This is a genomic window from Pseudomonas sp. ML2-2023-6, from assembly GCF_037055265.1.
Taxonomy (GTDB): Bacteria; Pseudomonadota; Gammaproteobacteria; order Pseudomonadales; family Pseudomonadaceae; genus Aquipseudomonas; species Aquipseudomonas kulmbachensis.
This window is the reverse complement of sequence record NZ_CP146347.1, coordinates 1,830,284-1,845,033: the sequence shown is the minus strand read 5'-3', so window position 1 is coordinate 1,845,033 and position 14,750 is coordinate 1,830,284. Positions and strand designations below refer to the sequence as shown.

The 14,750-nt window shown below is 57.1% G+C and carries 12 protein-coding genes; 9 read left to right on the top strand and 3 right to left on the bottom strand.

Going from position 1 to position 14,750, the window contains the following annotated elements; genetic code table 11:
• The first annotated feature begins 112 nt into the window (after window positions 1-112).
• On the top strand, window positions 113-2,959 hold the full coding sequence (gene rapA / locus V6L79_RS08510) for an RNA polymerase-associated protein RapA (RefSeq protein ID WP_338580085.1): 2,847 nt from the start codon (window positions 113-115) through the stop codon (window positions 2,957-2,959).
• Window positions 2,960-3,390: 431 nt separating this feature from the next.
• Here rapA and V6L79_RS08505 read toward each other — a convergent pair whose 3' ends face one another.
• Complete coding sequence (locus V6L79_RS08505; protein WP_261741168.1) at window positions 3,391-3,696, bottom strand: DUF2288 domain-containing protein; 306 nt, start codon at window positions 3,694-3,696, stop codon at window positions 3,391-3,393.
• Window positions 3,697-4,055: 359 nt separating this feature from the next.
• Here V6L79_RS08505 and V6L79_RS08500 point away from each other — a divergent pair, with 359 nt between their 5' ends.
• The 5 genes from V6L79_RS08500 to V6L79_RS08480 all read left to right on the top strand — a co-directional run bounded on the left by V6L79_RS08500 (window position 4,056) and on the right by V6L79_RS08480 (window position 9,074).
• Window positions 4,056-5,183 carry a branched-chain amino acid ABC transporter substrate-binding protein gene (locus V6L79_RS08500; protein WP_261742383.1) on the top strand — a complete coding sequence of 376 codons (1,128 nt, stop codon included), beginning with the start codon at window positions 4,056-4,058 and terminating at the stop codon, window positions 5,181-5,183.
• Between the two features lie 248 nt (window positions 5,184-5,431).
• Window positions 5,432-6,355, top strand: coding sequence for a high-affinity branched-chain amino acid ABC transporter permease LivH (gene livH / locus V6L79_RS08495; protein WP_261741167.1), 924 nt, complete (start codon window positions 5,432-5,434; stop codon window positions 6,353-6,355).
• Window positions 6,352-7,608: a high-affinity branched-chain amino acid ABC transporter permease LivM gene (locus V6L79_RS08490; RefSeq protein WP_261741166.1), complete on the top strand. Its 1,257-nt coding sequence runs from the start codon at window positions 6,352-6,354 to the stop codon at window positions 7,606-7,608. The genes livH and V6L79_RS08490 overlap by 4 nt, the downstream gene beginning before the upstream one ends.
• Window positions 7,605-8,372 (top strand): high-affinity branched-chain amino acid ABC transporter ATP-binding protein LivG, encoded by a 768-nt coding sequence (gene livG, locus V6L79_RS08485; protein ID WP_261741165.1) that lies wholly within the window; start codon window positions 7,605-7,607, stop codon window positions 8,370-8,372. Before V6L79_RS08490 ends, livG begins: the two co-directional genes overlap by 4 nt.
• Window positions 8,373-9,074 (top strand): ABC transporter ATP-binding protein, encoded by a 702-nt coding sequence (locus V6L79_RS08480; RefSeq protein WP_261741164.1) that lies wholly within the window; start codon window positions 8,373-8,375, stop codon window positions 9,072-9,074.
• A gap of 65 nt (window positions 9,075-9,139) precedes the next feature.
• Here V6L79_RS08480 and V6L79_RS08475 read toward each other — a convergent pair whose 3' ends face one another.
• Entirely contained in the window at window positions 9,140-10,048 is a 909-nt protein-coding gene (locus V6L79_RS08475) for a LysR family transcriptional regulator (RefSeq protein WP_261741163.1), read from the bottom strand.
• Between the two features lie 104 nt (window positions 10,049-10,152).
• Here V6L79_RS08475 and V6L79_RS08470 point away from each other — a divergent pair, with 104 nt between their 5' ends.
• From V6L79_RS08470 to V6L79_RS08460, 3 genes are all read left to right on the top strand, one after another.
• Window positions 10,153-10,752, top strand: coding sequence for a short chain dehydrogenase (locus V6L79_RS08470; protein WP_261741162.1), 600 nt, complete (start codon window positions 10,153-10,155; stop codon window positions 10,750-10,752).
• Between the two features lie 152 nt (window positions 10,753-10,904).
• The gene (locus V6L79_RS08465; protein WP_338580308.1) at window positions 10,905-11,576 is read left to right on the top strand and encodes a hypothetical protein; all 672 of its coding nucleotides are present in this window, start codon (window positions 10,905-10,907) and stop codon (window positions 11,574-11,576) included.
• 90 nt (window positions 11,577-11,666) lie between these two features.
• Entirely contained in the window at window positions 11,667-13,277 is a 1,611-nt protein-coding gene (locus V6L79_RS08460; RefSeq protein ID WP_261741161.1) for an NAD(P)/FAD-dependent oxidoreductase, read from the top strand.
• A gap of 168 nt (window positions 13,278-13,445) precedes the next feature.
• Here V6L79_RS08460 and V6L79_RS08455 read toward each other — a convergent pair whose 3' ends face one another.
• Entirely contained in the window at window positions 13,446-14,540 is a 1,095-nt protein-coding gene (locus V6L79_RS08455) for a PLP-dependent cysteine synthase family protein (RefSeq protein ID WP_338580084.1), read from the bottom strand.
• Between the last annotated feature and the right edge of the window lie 210 nt (window positions 14,541-14,750).

Below are 14,750 nucleotides of genomic sequence, written 5' to 3'. Positions count from 1 at the left end.
CGATTACTGCCCCGGCTGATTTTAAGCCCGGCAGCTTTTTATGAGAGTCCTTTGGACTGAGGCCTTTGATCCGTTAATATACTCGGCTTTTTCAAAGCGGGAGTCAGGCAGCATGGCGCAGCAGTATCAACCGGGGCAACGCTGGATTAGTGACAGCGAAGCAGAGCTAGGTTTGGGCACCGTTCTGGCACAGGACGGTCGCTTGTTGACCGTGCTCTATCCGGCCACTGGCGAAACCCGCCAATATTCGCTGCGCAACGCACCGCTTACGCGTGTACGGTTCTCACCGGGTGACACCATCATCCACTTCGAAGGCTGGAAGATGACCGTGCGCGAAGTCGATGACGCCGATGGCCTGCTGGTCTATCACGGCCTCAACGAACAAAACGAAACCGTCACCCTGCCAGAAACCCAGCTGTCGAACTTTATCCAGTTCCGTCTGGCCAGTGACCGTCTGTTCGCCGGGCAAATCGACCCGCTGTCCTGGTTCTCGCTGCGCTACCACACCCTGGAACACACCAGCCTCCAGCTGCAATCGCCGCTGTGGGGCCTGGGCGGCGTGCGTGCGCAACCGATTGCACACCAACTGCACATTGCCCGCGAAGTGGCAGACCGAATCGCACCGCGGGTTTTGCTGGCCGACGAAGTAGGCCTGGGTAAAACCATTGAAGCGGGTCTGGTGATTCATCGCCAACTGCTCAGCGGCCGCGCCAACCGTGTACTGATCGTAGTCCCGGAAAACCTGCAGCACCAATGGCTGGTCGAAATGCGTCGGCGCTTCAACCTCGAAGTGGCGCTGTTCGATGAAGAGCGCTTTATCGAGAGCGATGCCAGCAACCCCTTCGAAGACAGCCAACTGGCCTTGGTTGCCCTGGAATGGCTGGTTGACGACCCCAAGGCCCAGGCCGCGCTGTTCGACGCCGACTGGGACTTGCTGGTCGTCGACGAAGCACACCACCTGGTGTGGCATGAAGACAACGTCAGCCCTGAATACGGCCTGGTCGAGCAACTCGCTGGCGTGATCCCGGCCGTGTTGCTGCTCACCGCGACCCCGGAACAACTGGGTCAAGACAGCCACTTTGCACGCTTGCGCCTGCTCGACCCGAACCGCTTCCACGACCTGGCCGCTTTCCGCGCCGAGAGCGAAAACTATCGCCCGGTCGCTCAAGCCGTACAGGAGCTGCTGGATAAAGGCAGCCTGTCACCTGAAGCGCATAAAACCATCCACGGTTTCCTCGGTGCCGAAGGCGATGCCCTACTGGCTGCCGTCAATGATGGCGATGCCGAAGCCAGCGCCCGCTTGGTGCGCGAGTTGCTTGACCGCCACGGCACCGGCCGCGTGCTGTTCCGTAACACCCGTGCCGCAATCCAGGGCTTCCCGGAACGCAAACTGCACGCCTACCCGCTGCCGTGCCCGGCCGAATACCTTGAGTTACCGCTGGGTGAACATGCCGAGCTGTATCCAGAAGTCAGCTTCCAGTCACAGCCAGACGCCAGTGATGAAGAACGCTGGTGGCGCTTCGACCCTCGGGTTGAATGGCTGACCGACACCCTGAAAATGCTCAAGCGCACCAAGGTGCTGGTGATCTGTGCCCACGCCGAAACCGCGATGGATCTGGAAGACGCCCTGCGCGTGCGTTCCGGCATTCCTGCAACGGTCTTCCACGAAGGCATGAACATTCTTGAGCGCGACCGTGCTGCGGCCTACTTCGCAGATGAAGAATTCGGCGCCCAAGTGCTGATCTGTTCCGAAATCGGCAGTGAAGGCCGCAACTTCCAGTTTGCTCACCACCTGGTGCTGTTCGACCTGCCAGCCCACCCGGACTTGCTGGAGCAGCGTATTGGCCGTCTGGACCGGATCGGCCAGAAGCACATCATCGAAGTTCACGTGCCATACCTTGAGACCAGCCCGCAACAGCGCCTGTTCCAGTGGTATCACGAAGCGCTGAATGCCTTCCTCAACACCTGCCCGACCGGCAACGCCCTGCAACACCAGTTCGGCCCGCGCCTGCTGCCGTTGCTGGAAGCCGCAGACGATGAAGAATGGCAAGCGCTGATCGACGAAGCACGGGTTGAGCGCGAGCGTCTCGAACAGGAATTGCACACTGGCCGCGACCGCTTGCTGGAGCTTAACTCCGGTGGTTCGGGCGAAGGCGAAGCACTGGTTGAGGCGATCCTTGAGCAGGACGACCAGTTCACCCTGCCGATTTACATGGAAACCCTGTTCAACGCCTTTGGCATTGACAGCGAAGACCATTCCGAAAACGCGCTGATCCTCAAGCCCAGCGAAAAAATGCTCGACGCCAGTTTCCCGCTGGGCGACGACGAAGGTGTCACCATCACCTACGATCGCAACCAGGCCCTGTCACGCGAAGACATGCAGTTCATCACCTGGGAACACCCGATGGTGCAAGGCGGCATGGACCTAGTGTTGTCTGGCTCGATGGGCAACACCGCCGTCGCACTGATCAAGAACAAGGCCCTGAAGCCCGGCACTGTGCTGCTCGAGCTGATTTACGTCAGTGAAGTGGTTGCCCCGCGCTCACTGCAACTGGGTCGCTACCTGCCCCCGGCGGCCCTGCGCTGCCTGCTCGATGCCAACGGTAACGACCTGTCGTCGCGAGTAGCCTTCGACACATTGAACGAACAACTGGAAAGCGTACCCCGCGCCAGCGCCAACAAGTTCGTTCAGGCCCAGCGCGACCAGCTGACGCCGAAGATCAACGCCGGTGAAGCCAAGATCGCGCCACGTCACGCAGAACGCGTGGCCGAAGCGCAACGCCGCCTGGCTGCCGATACCGAAGAAGAGCTGGCACGCCTGACCGCCTTGCAGGCAGTCAACCCGAGCGTACGCGACAGCGAACTGGTGGCCTTGCGCAAACAACGCGAACAAAGCCTGGCCATGCTTGAAAAAGCCGCCCTGCGCCTTGAAGCCATTCGCGTGCTGGTCGCCGGTTAAAACAACACTTGTAGCCGCTGGCTCAGGCTGCGATAGCTGGCCCAATGCCTGGAAGGCTGGTGAAGATCCTGCAGATCTTTGCGCAGCCTTTACCAGCGGCAGAGATACTTCAAGCGTGGGAGCGAGCCTGCTCGCGAAGATCATTCGCGAGCAGGCTCGCTCCCACTGGGCTTGACCTGGAACAGAGTATCTACAAGCCCCCCCTCAATACCCGCAACTATCAACTCCCTTCCTTGACTCCCTATTGCGCCACTTTTGCACTCAGAGTGCCCATAGCGGGGCATCTGTATTGCAGGCACAAAAAAACGCCACCGTACCAACTGTGGCGTTTCTCCACGGCAAATTGCCACTACTCAGAGCCGGGTTACTGAGCTACACACTCCCGGCACTTCAATTCAGTGCAAAAAAATGCTCCCGTTTGGTGCGCGAGGTTATTTTTGCGCCCTTTCCTGGACCATAACCCAAGGCGAAACCACCACCGCCCATAGCTGCGGGTCACGTTCAAGAACGTCTAGCGCCTGCTCCTCAGTCATCTTGCCAAGCACCCCGGACGCCATCCAGGCCGAGACTTTCTCTGCATCATCCTGAGTCACTGCCTGCGCCGCTTCGATCAAGTCCAGCTCGGGTTTAACCCACAACAAATCACCTTTGGCGAAGAAGGGTTGCAGGGCTTTCCATTCAATAGTTGAGGTCTCGCCAAGCAGCTTGGCATAGAGGGTGCTAGGTTCTTGATTCATGGGATTCACCGGGAAAAATATCGGCGCAATGATAACGCCGCACACCCGGTAGAAAAACCCGGCTTTTCAGGTAAAAAAGCGAGAAAAGAGTAGAAGGCCAAGGACTGGTGCGTTGATTTAGCAACATTCTGATAACTATCAACAGCCTAATCCGCCGCCATTCTGTCTTTTTCTTACGTTTAAGCGACATTTCCTGTTTTTTCCCCCGCCAGTACGCTATTCAAGCGCTGAACCGGCGCTCTACACTGTACCGGTACAGTTGCAGGGGGGATTGACCGGGAATTTCGTTACAAGAAAACCCGGTCCGGCTGCCTTGGCTTCCAGGACTATAAAAATTACAACATAAGAGTGGAGCACCAATAAAGATGGCTACAAAGCAGATTACTAAACTGTTTGCCGCTATGGTTTTGGCCGGGTTCGCCAGCCATTCATTTGCCGCAGACACCATCAAGATCGGTATCGCGGGTCCGAAAACCGGGCCTCTGACTCAGTACGGCGACATGCAGTTTGCTGGCGCAAAAATGGCTATCGAACAAATCAACGCCAAGGGCGGCGTTGATGGCAAAAAGCTTGAAGCGGTTGACTACGATGACGCCTGCGACCCGAAACAAGCGGTTGCCGTTGCCAACAAAGTGGTCAATGACGGTATTAAATTTGTAGTCGGTCACCTGTGCTCCAGCTCCACTCAGCCTGCTTCGGACATTTACGAAGACGAAGGCATCATCATGATTACCCCGGCCGCTACCGGCCCGGAAATCACCGCTCGCGGTTACAAGATGATTTTCCGTACTATCGGTCTGGACAGCGCCCAAGGCCCTGCAGCCGGTAACTACATCGCGGATCACGTGAAGCCGAAAATCGTTGCGGTATTGCACGACAAACAGCAATACGGTGAAGGCATCGCTACCGCCGTTAAAAAGACCCTGGAAGACAAAGGCGTGAAAGTCGCAGTCTTTGAAGGCGTCAACGCTGGCGAAAAAGACTATTCCTCTGTTATTGCCAAGCTCAAGCAAGCCAACGTCGACTTCGTCTACTACGGCGGCTACCACCCAGAGCTGGGTCTGATCCTGCGCCAAGCCAAAGAAAAAGGCCTGAACGCCAAGTTCATGGGCCCTGAGGGCGTGGGCAACGAGTCCATCTCGCAAATCGCTCAAGGTGCTTCCGAAGGCCTGCTGGTGACTCTGCCAAAAGCATTTGATGCAGACCCGGCCAACAAGGCGCTGGTTGAGTCCTTTGCTGCCAAGAAACAAGACCCTACCGGTCCATTCGTGTTCCCGGCATACGCAGCAGTTGAAGTAATTGCTGGCGGTATCGAGCAAGCGAAAAGCGAAGACCCGGCCAAAGTTGCTGAAGCCATCCATAAAGGTACTTTCAAGACGCCTACCGGCAACCTGAAGTTTGACGCCAAAGGCGACGTGGAAGATTTCAAATTCGTAGTTTACGAATGGCACTTCGGTAAGCCTAAAACTGAAGTAAGCCCTCAGTAAGGGTTGATCCTGGCCTAACAACGAAGCCCACTGCGCCCGCGGTGGGTTTTGTTTTAAAGGCCGGCGGTTCATGGAAATGGGGCCGCGCTTTCGTGATCCGAAAGCCTGCCCACCTGAAAATCTTTAAAACCGTCACCAGCGGTTCGCTGGCAGAAGACCTGTGTTCAAAGTGGGTGAAAACCCATACAGCCCAGGCCGGAAAATGACTCCACCAGTGAAATGCGTCTCAGGTTTTTAGGAGCTTTGTAATGCCTGACATCTATCACTTCTTCCAAATGCTGGTTAACGGCCTCAACGTTGGCAGCACTTATGCCCTGATCGCCATCGGCTATACGATGGTTTACGGCATTATTGGAATGATCAACTTCGCCCACGGCGAGGTGTACATGATTGGTTCCTATATTGCGTTTATCGCCATCGCCGGCTTGACCATGATGGGTCTGGACAGCGTGCCACTTCTGCTGACTGCCGCGTTTCTCGCCAGCATTGTGGTTACCAGCGCCTACGGCTACAGCATCGAACGGGTTGCCTACCGTCCCTTGCGTGGCAGTAATCGGCTTATTCCGCTGATTTCTGCCATCGGCATGTCGATCTTCCTGCAAAACACCGTACTACTGGCACAAGACTCAAAAGACAAATCAATCCCCAACCTGATCCCTGGCGGCTTCACCTTTGGCCCTGGAGGCGCTAGCGAAGTTATCGTCTCCTACATGCAAATTGTGGTCTTCGTCGTCACCTTCCTCGCAATGCTCGGCCTGACCATCTTCATTTCTCGTTCACGTATGGGCCGCGCCTGCCGCGCCTGTGCCGAAGACATGAAAATGGCCAACTTGCTGGGTATCAACACCAACAACGTGATTGCGCTGACCTTCGTGATCGGTGCTGCCCTGGCAGCCGTTGCTGCGGTGCTGATCAGCGTGCAGTACGGCGTGATCAACCCCAACGCAGGTTTCCTGGTAGGCCTTAAAGCCTTTACCGCTGCGGTATTGGGTGGGATCGGCAGTATTCCTGGCGCGATGCTCGGTGGCCTGGTACTCGGTGTGGCTGAAGCCTTTGGTGCCGATATCTTCGGCGACCAATACAAAGACGTTGTGGCTTTTGGCTTGCTGGTGCTGGTGCTTCTGTTCCGTCCGACCGGCATTCTGGGGCGTCCGGAGATTGAAAAAGTATGACTAGGAATCTTAAGTCGGCGCTTTTCAGCGCCCTGTTGGTCTGGGCCGTCGCCTACCCGGTACTCGGTCTGAAACTGACTATCGTCGGGATCAACATTGAAGTTCACAACACCAGCACCTTCACCCTGAGCGTGATTGCGATCTGCTCCTTGCTGATGTTTGTGCGCGTGTTGTTCAACCAGCAACTGACCACAGCCTGGAAGAACTCACCCAGCCTGCCGAAAGTGCCTACCAAGGCCAGCTACTTCCTGACCCTGCCCAGCACTCAACGCTGGATCATCCTGGGCCTGGTGGTCATTGCATTGATCTGGCCGTTCTACGGTTCGCGCGGTGCAGTGGACATTGCCACGCTGATCCTGATCTACGTCATGCTCGGCCTGGGCCTGAACATCGTGGTCGGCCTGGCGGGTCTGCTCGACCTGGGTTATGTCGGGTTCTATGCCGTGGGTGCCTATACCTACGCGCTGCTCGCGCATTACTTCGGGCTGAGCTTCTGGATCTGCCTGCCATTGGCTGGATTGATGGCGGCAACCTTTGGCTTCCTGCTTGGCTTCCCGGTGCTGCGTTTACGCGGTGACTATCTGGCTATCGTGACCCTGGGGTTCGGTGAAATCATCCGTTTGTTCCTGCGTAACCTGACGGATATCACCGGTGGGCCAAACGGTATCAGCAACATCCCGAAACCAACGCTGTTCGGTCTGAGTTTCGACAGAACCGCCGCCGAAGGCATGCAAACGTTTCACGAGTACTTTGGCATCGCCTACAACTCGATCAACAAGGTCATTTTCCTGTACCTGATCGCGCTGGTGCTGGTGCTGTTGGTGTTGTTCGTGATCAACCGCCTGCTGCGCATGCCAATCGGTCGCGCCTGGGAAGCACTGCGTGAAGACGAAATCGCCTGTCGCGCCTTGGGTTTGAATCCGACAGTTATCAAGCTTTCAGCCTTCACCTTGGGTGCTACTTTTGCAGGTTTTGCTGGCAGCTTCTTTGCCGCACGCCAAGGCCTGGTAACACCGGAATCGTTCACCTTCCTTGAGTCGGCGATCATTCTGGCCATCGTGGTACTCGGCGGTATGGGCTCGCAACTGGGTGTCATCCTGGCAGCTGTGGTGATGATCCTGTTGCCGGAAATGATGCGTGAATTCAGCGAATACCGGATGCTGCTGTTCGGAGCCCTGATGGTGCTGATGATGATCTGGCGTCCGCAAGGTCTGCTGCCAATGCAACGTCCTCACCTGGAGCTGCGAAAATGAGCCGCGAGATACTGAAAGTCAGCGGCCTGAGCATGCGCTTTGGCGGCTTGTTGGCGGTGAACGGCGTGGCCCTGACCGTCAAGGAAAAACAGGTAGTGTCGATGATCGGCCCTAACGGCGCCGGCAAGACCACCGTGTTCAACTGCCTGACCGGTTTTTACAAACCGTCGGCGGGCACGATCCTGCTCGATGGCCAACCTATTCAAGGGTTGGCTGGCCATGAAATTGCGCGCAAAGGGGTCGTTCGTACCTTCCAGAACGTGCGATTGTTCAAGGACATGACGGCCGTTGAGAACCTGCTGATTGCCCAGCATCGTCACCTCAACACCAACTTCCTGTCAGGCCTGTTCAAAACCCCGTCGTTCCGTAAAAGCGAACGCGATGCCATGGATTACGCTGCGTATTGGCTGGACAAGGTCAACCTGACCGAGTTCGCCAACCGCCCGGCGGGCACCTTGGCCTATGGCCAACAACGACGCCTGGAAATCGCCCGTTGCATGATGACGCGTCCGCGCATCCTCATGCTCGACGAACCGGCAGCGGGCCTGAACCCCAAGGAAACCGAAGACCTCAAAGCGCTGATCAGCATTTTGCGCAATGAGCATAACGCCACCGTGCTGTTGATTGAGCACGACATGAAACTGGTCATGAGCATTTCCGACCATATCGTGGTGATCAACCAGGGCACACCTTTGGCTGACGGGACGCCGGAACAGATCCGTGACAACCCTGAAGTGATCAAAGCCTATTTGGGGGAAGCGTAAATGCTGCAATTTGAAAACGTTTCGACCTTTTACGGCAAGATCCAGGCCCTGCACAGTGTCAATGTCGAGGTACGCCAGGGCGAAATCGTCACCCTGATCGGCGCCAACGGCGCTGGCAAATCAACCCTGATGATGACGTTGTGCGGTTCGCCGCAAGCTCACAGCGGCAGCATTCGTTATATGGGCGAAGAGCTGGTGGGGTTGACCTCGGCGCAGATCATGCGCAAAAGCATCGCCGTTGTACCTGAAGGACGTAGGGTATTTGCTCGCTTGACCGTGGAAGAGAATCTCGCCATGGGCGGTTTCTTTACCGAGAAGCATGAGTACGAAGAGCAAATGGACAAGGTTCTGCACTTGTTCCCACGCTTGAAGGAACGCTTCATTCAACGCGGCGGCACTATGTCCGGGGGCGAACAGCAAATGCTCGCGATTGGCCGGGCGCTGATGAGCAAACCCAAGCTGCTGTTGCTTGATGAACCGTCACTGGGGTTGGCGCCAATCATTATCCAGCAGATTTTCGACATCATCGAACAACTGCGAGATGAAGGCGTAACCGTGTTTCTGGTGGAGCAAAACGCCAACCAGGCACTGAAAATTGCTGACCGAGCCTACGTGCTGGAAAACGGCCGTGTGGTCATGCAAGGCACTGGCGAGCAATTGCTCAACGATCCGAAAGTGCGCGACGCGTATCTGGGCGGCTAAACCTGCCTGCGATACAGGACGGCCCTTCGGGGCCGTTTTTTTTTGCCCTGAAGGCAGCGTTTTGGTTAAAGCTGGTTAATGGCCTCACCACTGCGCTGAAACCAACCCACGAGGTAATCCGCCAATACCTGGGTGCGTTTGGGTAAGCCGCCCTGATAAGGGTGAACCAGATACATGGGATTACTACGCGTTTGATAGTCACGCAACAACCCGCATAAACGCCCATCCGCCAATTCGGTACTGAGCATGTACGAGGGTAGCCGGGCGATGCCAGCACCGATCACGGCAGCCTTTTTCAGCAAGCTGTAGTGATTGCTGGCAAACGGTCCCGAAACCCGCACCCGGTGCAGTTCATGCTGACGGTGGTACTGCCATTCTTCGCGACCGCTGTAGTGACTGTTAAGCAGGCAACGGTGCTCGGCCAGTTGCTGAGGCGTGGTCGGTTCGCCGTATTGCTCAAGATACGCGGGGCTGGCGCAGGTAATTTCGTGCCAGTTAAGTACCAGCTTGGCCACCAGTCGCTCGTTGCTGGCAACCTGCGAGCGGATCGCCAGATCAAACCCCTCCCGCGCCATGTCGCGGTAACTGTTATTGAGTTCAAGCTCAATTTGCACCTGTGGGTACTCGCGGGAGAACTCCAGCAGCAGCGAATCAAAAAAGGTTTCGCCCAAAGACACAGGCACGGTCATACGCACCGGGCCAGCCATATCGTCCTTGAGTCGGGCCAATGCCTGACGCGCACGTTCCACTTGTACGACCAGTGCCTGGGCCTGAGGCAATAACGCTGCACCCGCAGCCGTCAGGCTCAAACGCCTTGTGGTGCGGTGCAGCAACACCACTGAGAACTGTGCCTCCAACTGACTGATGCGCTTGGACAGTTGTCCCTTGCTGCAACCCAATTGCTGAGCGGCCAAAGTAAAACTGCCCGCGTCGATCAATACCGCAAACGCCGCCAAGTCATCCATTTCGCTCATGGATTGTTTCCATATGAAAACCAAAGGTTGCCTATTAGTGCGCTTATCGCGCTAAAAAACCACCCCTAGACTGAGCGCTCACCTCATCCATAAAGGTACACACCATGAAAATCCTGTTGATTGGCGCTCACGGTACGATTGGTTCAGCTATTGATCGCGAACTGTCACCGCGCCACGAGATCGTGCGCATAGGCCGCAAAAGCGGCGATTTTCAGGTTGATATCAGCGACAGCGCATCGATTCGCCAACTGTTCGAACAAACCGGACGCTTCGATGCACTGATCTGCGCGGCTGGCAATGTCAGCTTTGTGCCACTCATGGAGATGAGCGAGAAAGATTTCGCCCTGGGCTTGCAGGACAAACTGATGGGCCAGGTCAACTTGCTGTTGATCGGTCGCGAGTTTGCCAACGATGGTGCATCGTTCACTTTCACCAGTGGCGTCATCAGCCGTGAGCCGATCCGCACAGGCAGTTCGGCGGCACTGGTCAACGCGGCACTCGACGGTTTCGTAAAAGCTGCCGCCATTGAGTTGCCACGCGGGCTGCGGGTTAACTCCGTAAGCCCTACAGTGCTGGAAGAAGCCATGGAACACTACGCGCCGTACTTTCGCGGCTTCAAGCCCGTAGCGGGCGCCGATGTGGCCCTGGCCTACGCCAAAAGCGTAGAAGGCCTGCACACCGGGCAAACCTATCCAGTCGGCTGACCCAAAACCCAACGTTTGGACTCCATGAACCCGTGTGGGAGTCATCGCACCGCCGCTCCCACATGGTCGAGAAACCCTCCCCATCCACCCTCCCCCCTTGTGATGCACGGCGAGCCTGAGTAACGTGGCGGCTCCAGTCAGGAGTCCCAATGATGCGTGCTGTTCGTCCCTTGGTTTTGTTTGCCCTGCTGCCCGTGTTTGCGGGCTGCCAACTGCTTAACAGCAAACCTGCTGAAACCAACGCTGGTCTGACCCGCTTGCAAGGTGAGCTGGTTTCTTCCAATGACCAGCTCGTGTTTCAACCGTGCGTCGGCCAACAGCGCTACGTCGTACGCGACAGCGCCAATACCACCCTGGTGCAAGACGCGTCTTACATGCCCAATTCTCCGGGCAAGTTGTTCGCCGATATTCGCGGCCGCTTTGTCGCCAGCCAGACACCCGGCACTGACGGTGAGGTCGAGCTGCAGCAGCTCTATCGCATGGAGCGCAGCAACAGCGCCTGCCAGGACCCGAACTTCAAGCAACTGACCGTTCACGCCAACGGCAATGGCCCAGCGTGGGAAATACAGGCCGGGGGCAAGGGTATGGTGCTTAAACGCGAAGGCCAGCCAGACTTGGCTCTGCCGTACGTTGAAGAACAGGTCGGTGATGGCCGTTTCTCCCTGTCCACTGAAGCCAACAACCAGCACATCGAGCTGTGGGTTGCCCCACAACGCTGCACCGACAGTAGCAACGGCAGCGTGCAGCATCTGGGTGCCGAGCTGCGGATCAACGGTCAGATCCAGCGCGGTTGCGGTTATTTCGGTGGCGCGCGTAACGACTAGCCGACAACTGTTGCCGCATATTGCCTCGAAGCAGCTTACAATTGGCGGTTCTGCCAGGGTTTACCTGGCCCCCCGATACTGGACACTGTCATGTTACGAATTACCGAACTCAAGCTGCCGATCGACCATCCCGAAGAAGACCTGCGCCCTGCCATCCTGCAGCGCCTGGGTATTGAAAGTGATGACCTGCTCGATTTCACCTTGTTCAAGCGCAGCTACGATGCGCGTAAAAAATCGTCCGAATTGTGCTTTATCTACACCATCGATCTGAGCGTGCGCGATGAAGCACCGCTGCTGATCAAGTTCGCGGACGACCGTAACGTCAATCCAGCGCCAGACGTCAGCTACAAAGTTGTCGGCCAGGCCCCCCAGGATTTGAGCGAACGCCCGATTGTGGTGGGCTTTGGCCCCTGCGGTATTTTCGCCGGGCTGCTGCTGGCACAAATGGGCTTCAAGCCGATCATTCTTGAACGCGGCACCGAAGTTCGCCAACGTACCAAGGACACTTGGGGCCTGTGGCGCAAAAACGTGCTCAACCCCGAGTCCAACGTGCAGTTTGGCGAAGGCGGCGCAGGCACGTTCTCGGACGGCAAGCTCTATAGCCAGATCAAAGACCCGAAACACCACGGCCGCAAAGTGCTGCACGAGTTTGTCAAAGCCGGCGCACCGGACGAGATTCTCTACGTCAGCAAACCGCATATCGGTACATTCCGTCTGACCGGTGTGGTCGAGAACATGCGCCAGCAAATCATTGCGCTGGGCGGCGAAGTACGCTTTCAACAGCGTGTGACTGACGTACTGATCGACGACGGTCAACTGACCGGTGTCGTCTTGGCTGACGGTGAGCAACTGAACTCGCGTCATGTCGTCCTGGCCCTGGGCCACAGCGCCCGTGACACATTCCGCATGCTCCACGGTCGTGGCGTGTACATGGAAGCCAAACCGTTCTCGGTGGGTTTCCGCATTGAACACCCGCAGTCGCTGATCGACAGCGCCCGTCTGGGCAAGTACGCCGGTCACCCGAAGCTGGGCGCTGCCGATTACAAACTGGTACACCACGCCAAAAACGGCCGCTCGGTTTACAGCTTCTGCATGTGCCCTGGTGGCACCGTGGTTGCCGCCACCAGCGAACCGGGTCGCGTTGTGACCAACGGCATGAGCCAGTACTCGCGTAACGAACGCAATGCCAACTCGGGCATCGTGGTCGGCATCACGCCAGAAGACTACCCGGGCGGGCCATTGGCCGGGATCGAACTGCAGGAACGCCTGGAGGCCCACGCCTACGTCCTGGGCGGCAGCAACTACGAGGCTCCGGCGCAACTGGTCGGCGACTTTATTGCCGGCAAGCCGTCCACGGCCCTGGGCACTGTCGAGCCGTCCTACAAGCCGGGTGTATCCCTGGGTGATTTGGCTCTGGCTCTGCCGGACTTCGCCATTGAAGCCATCCGCGAAGCCTTGCCGGCGTTCGAGAAGCAGATCAAAGGCTTCTCGATGCATGACGCGATCCTGACCGGAATCGAAACCCGCACCTCGTCGCCGCTGCGCATGACCCGTGACGCGTCAATGCAAAGCCTTAACGTCAAGGGCTTGTTCCCGGCAGGCGAAGGCGCAGGCTACGCAGGCGGGATTCTGTCGGCAGGTGTCGACGGGATCCGGATTGCCGAAGCTGTGGCTCGCGACATTCTGGGCATCGAAGCGTAAGGCCCAGTCGAGGCTTGCTCAATACTTGTAGCAGTTGCCTAAGGCTGCGTTCGATTGCGAAGCAATCGTAAAACCTGAACCCGGCGTATAACTGATAAGTCGGGGTCGCTGATTTTACGACGGCTTCGCCGCAGAACGCAGCCTGCGGCAGCTGCTACAAGAGCATCTTCAAATCCCCGCCCGCAACACTCCAGCAGGCAATGCCGCGCCCTGCTCCACACAGGCTTTGACCGCGCCGATCAAGCCATCCAGCTCATAACCCTGGGCCTTGAGCCACTGCGCATCGTAGTAGGTGGTGGCATAACGTTCGCCGCCATCACACAAAATCGCCACGATCGATCCGCTCTCGCCGCTCGCAACCATATGTTGCGCCGCGATCAGTGCGCCGATCAGATTGGTTCCGCTCGACCCTCCGACCCGCCGCCCCATGCGCTGCGCCAGATAATGCATGGCCGCCAGCGACAAGGCATCTGGCACCTTGACCATCGCATCGATCACTTTCGGCAAAAACGAAGCCTCAACCCTGGGCCGACCAATACCTTCGATACGTGAACCGCAGTCCAGACGCAAATTGGCATCACCGCTCAGGTAGTAGTCGAAGAACACCGAACGCTCGGCATCTGCGCACAGTACGCGAGTGTGGTGCTGGCGATAACGCACATAGCGCCCCAACGTCGCGGTAGTACCGCCCGTGCCCGGACTGGAAATCAACCAGCTCGGCTTTGGGTGACGCTCAAAGCGCAGTTGCTGAAAGATTGACTCGGCGATGTTGTTATTCGCCCGCCAGTCCGTGGCCCGTTCGGCATAGGTGAACTGGTCCATAAAATGGCCGCCGGTCTCCAGTGCGAGACGCTCGGACTCGGCGTGAATTTGCGTCGGATCTTCTACCAGATGGCTTTGGCCGCCATAAAAGGCAATTTGCTCAATCTTCGCGGGCGAGGTACTGGCAGGCATCACGGCAATAAAGGGCAAACCCAGCAGCCTGGCAAAATAGGCTTCAGACACTGCCGTTGAACCGCTGGAAGCTTCAATGACCGGGGAGCCGGCTTTTAGCCAGCCATTACACAGCGCATACAAAAACAGCGAGCGCGCCAGACGATGCTTGAGGCTGCCCGTGGGGTGACTCGATTCGTCCTTGAAGTACAACTCGATACCCGGCAACCCCGGCAGCGACACAGGAATCAGATGGGTGTCAGCGCAACGCTGAAAATCCGCTTCAATCGTACGAATGGCTTCGCGGGCCCACTGGCGATCTTGGTTCATTGAGGGTGGCTCGGTGGTAACAAGAAGGGAAAGCACAGCAGCGCGTGCAGTAAAGAACAACTAATCCTAAGGCATTTCCTACGGCCGCTACAGACACAAAACAGACTCAATTTGACACACAACTGCTAGGCTCTTTAGCGATGTGAGATCAAGCTCCCGCTTATAACAAAAAAGAATATAGTTTTTGTTTTAACAACTATCCCCACAGGT

Coding starts and splice junctions, on each gene's coding strand:
- V6L79_RS08505 (WP_261741168.1), bottom strand. CDS start 3,696: ATGAATCAAGAACCTAGCACCCTCTATGCCAAGCTGCTTGGCGAGACC.
- V6L79_RS08465 (WP_338580308.1), top strand. CDS start 10,905: ATGCGTGCTGTTCGTCCCTTGGTTTTGTTTGCCCTGCTGCCCGTGTTT.
- V6L79_RS08475 (WP_261741163.1), bottom strand. CDS start 10,048: ATGAGCGAAATGGATGACTTGGCGGCGTTTGCGGTATTGATCGACGCG.
- livH (WP_261741167.1), top strand. CDS start 5,432: ATGCCTGACATCTATCACTTCTTCCAAATGCTGGTTAACGGCCTCAAC.
- V6L79_RS08490 (WP_261741166.1), top strand. CDS start 6,352: ATGACTAGGAATCTTAAGTCGGCGCTTTTCAGCGCCCTGTTGGTCTGG.
- rapA (WP_338580085.1), top strand. CDS start 113: ATGGCGCAGCAGTATCAACCGGGGCAACGCTGGATTAGTGACAGCGAA.
- livG (WP_261741165.1), top strand. CDS start 7,605: ATGAGCCGCGAGATACTGAAAGTCAGCGGCCTGAGCATGCGCTTTGGC.
- V6L79_RS08480 (WP_261741164.1), top strand. CDS start 8,373: ATGCTGCAATTTGAAAACGTTTCGACCTTTTACGGCAAGATCCAGGCC.
- V6L79_RS08455 (WP_338580084.1), bottom strand. CDS start 14,540: ATGAACCAAGATCGCCAGTGGGCCCGCGAAGCCATTCGTACGATTGAA.
- V6L79_RS08470 (WP_261741162.1), top strand. CDS start 10,153: ATGAAAATCCTGTTGATTGGCGCTCACGGTACGATTGGTTCAGCTATT.
- V6L79_RS08460 (WP_261741161.1), top strand. CDS start 11,667: ATGTTACGAATTACCGAACTCAAGCTGCCGATCGACCATCCCGAAGAA.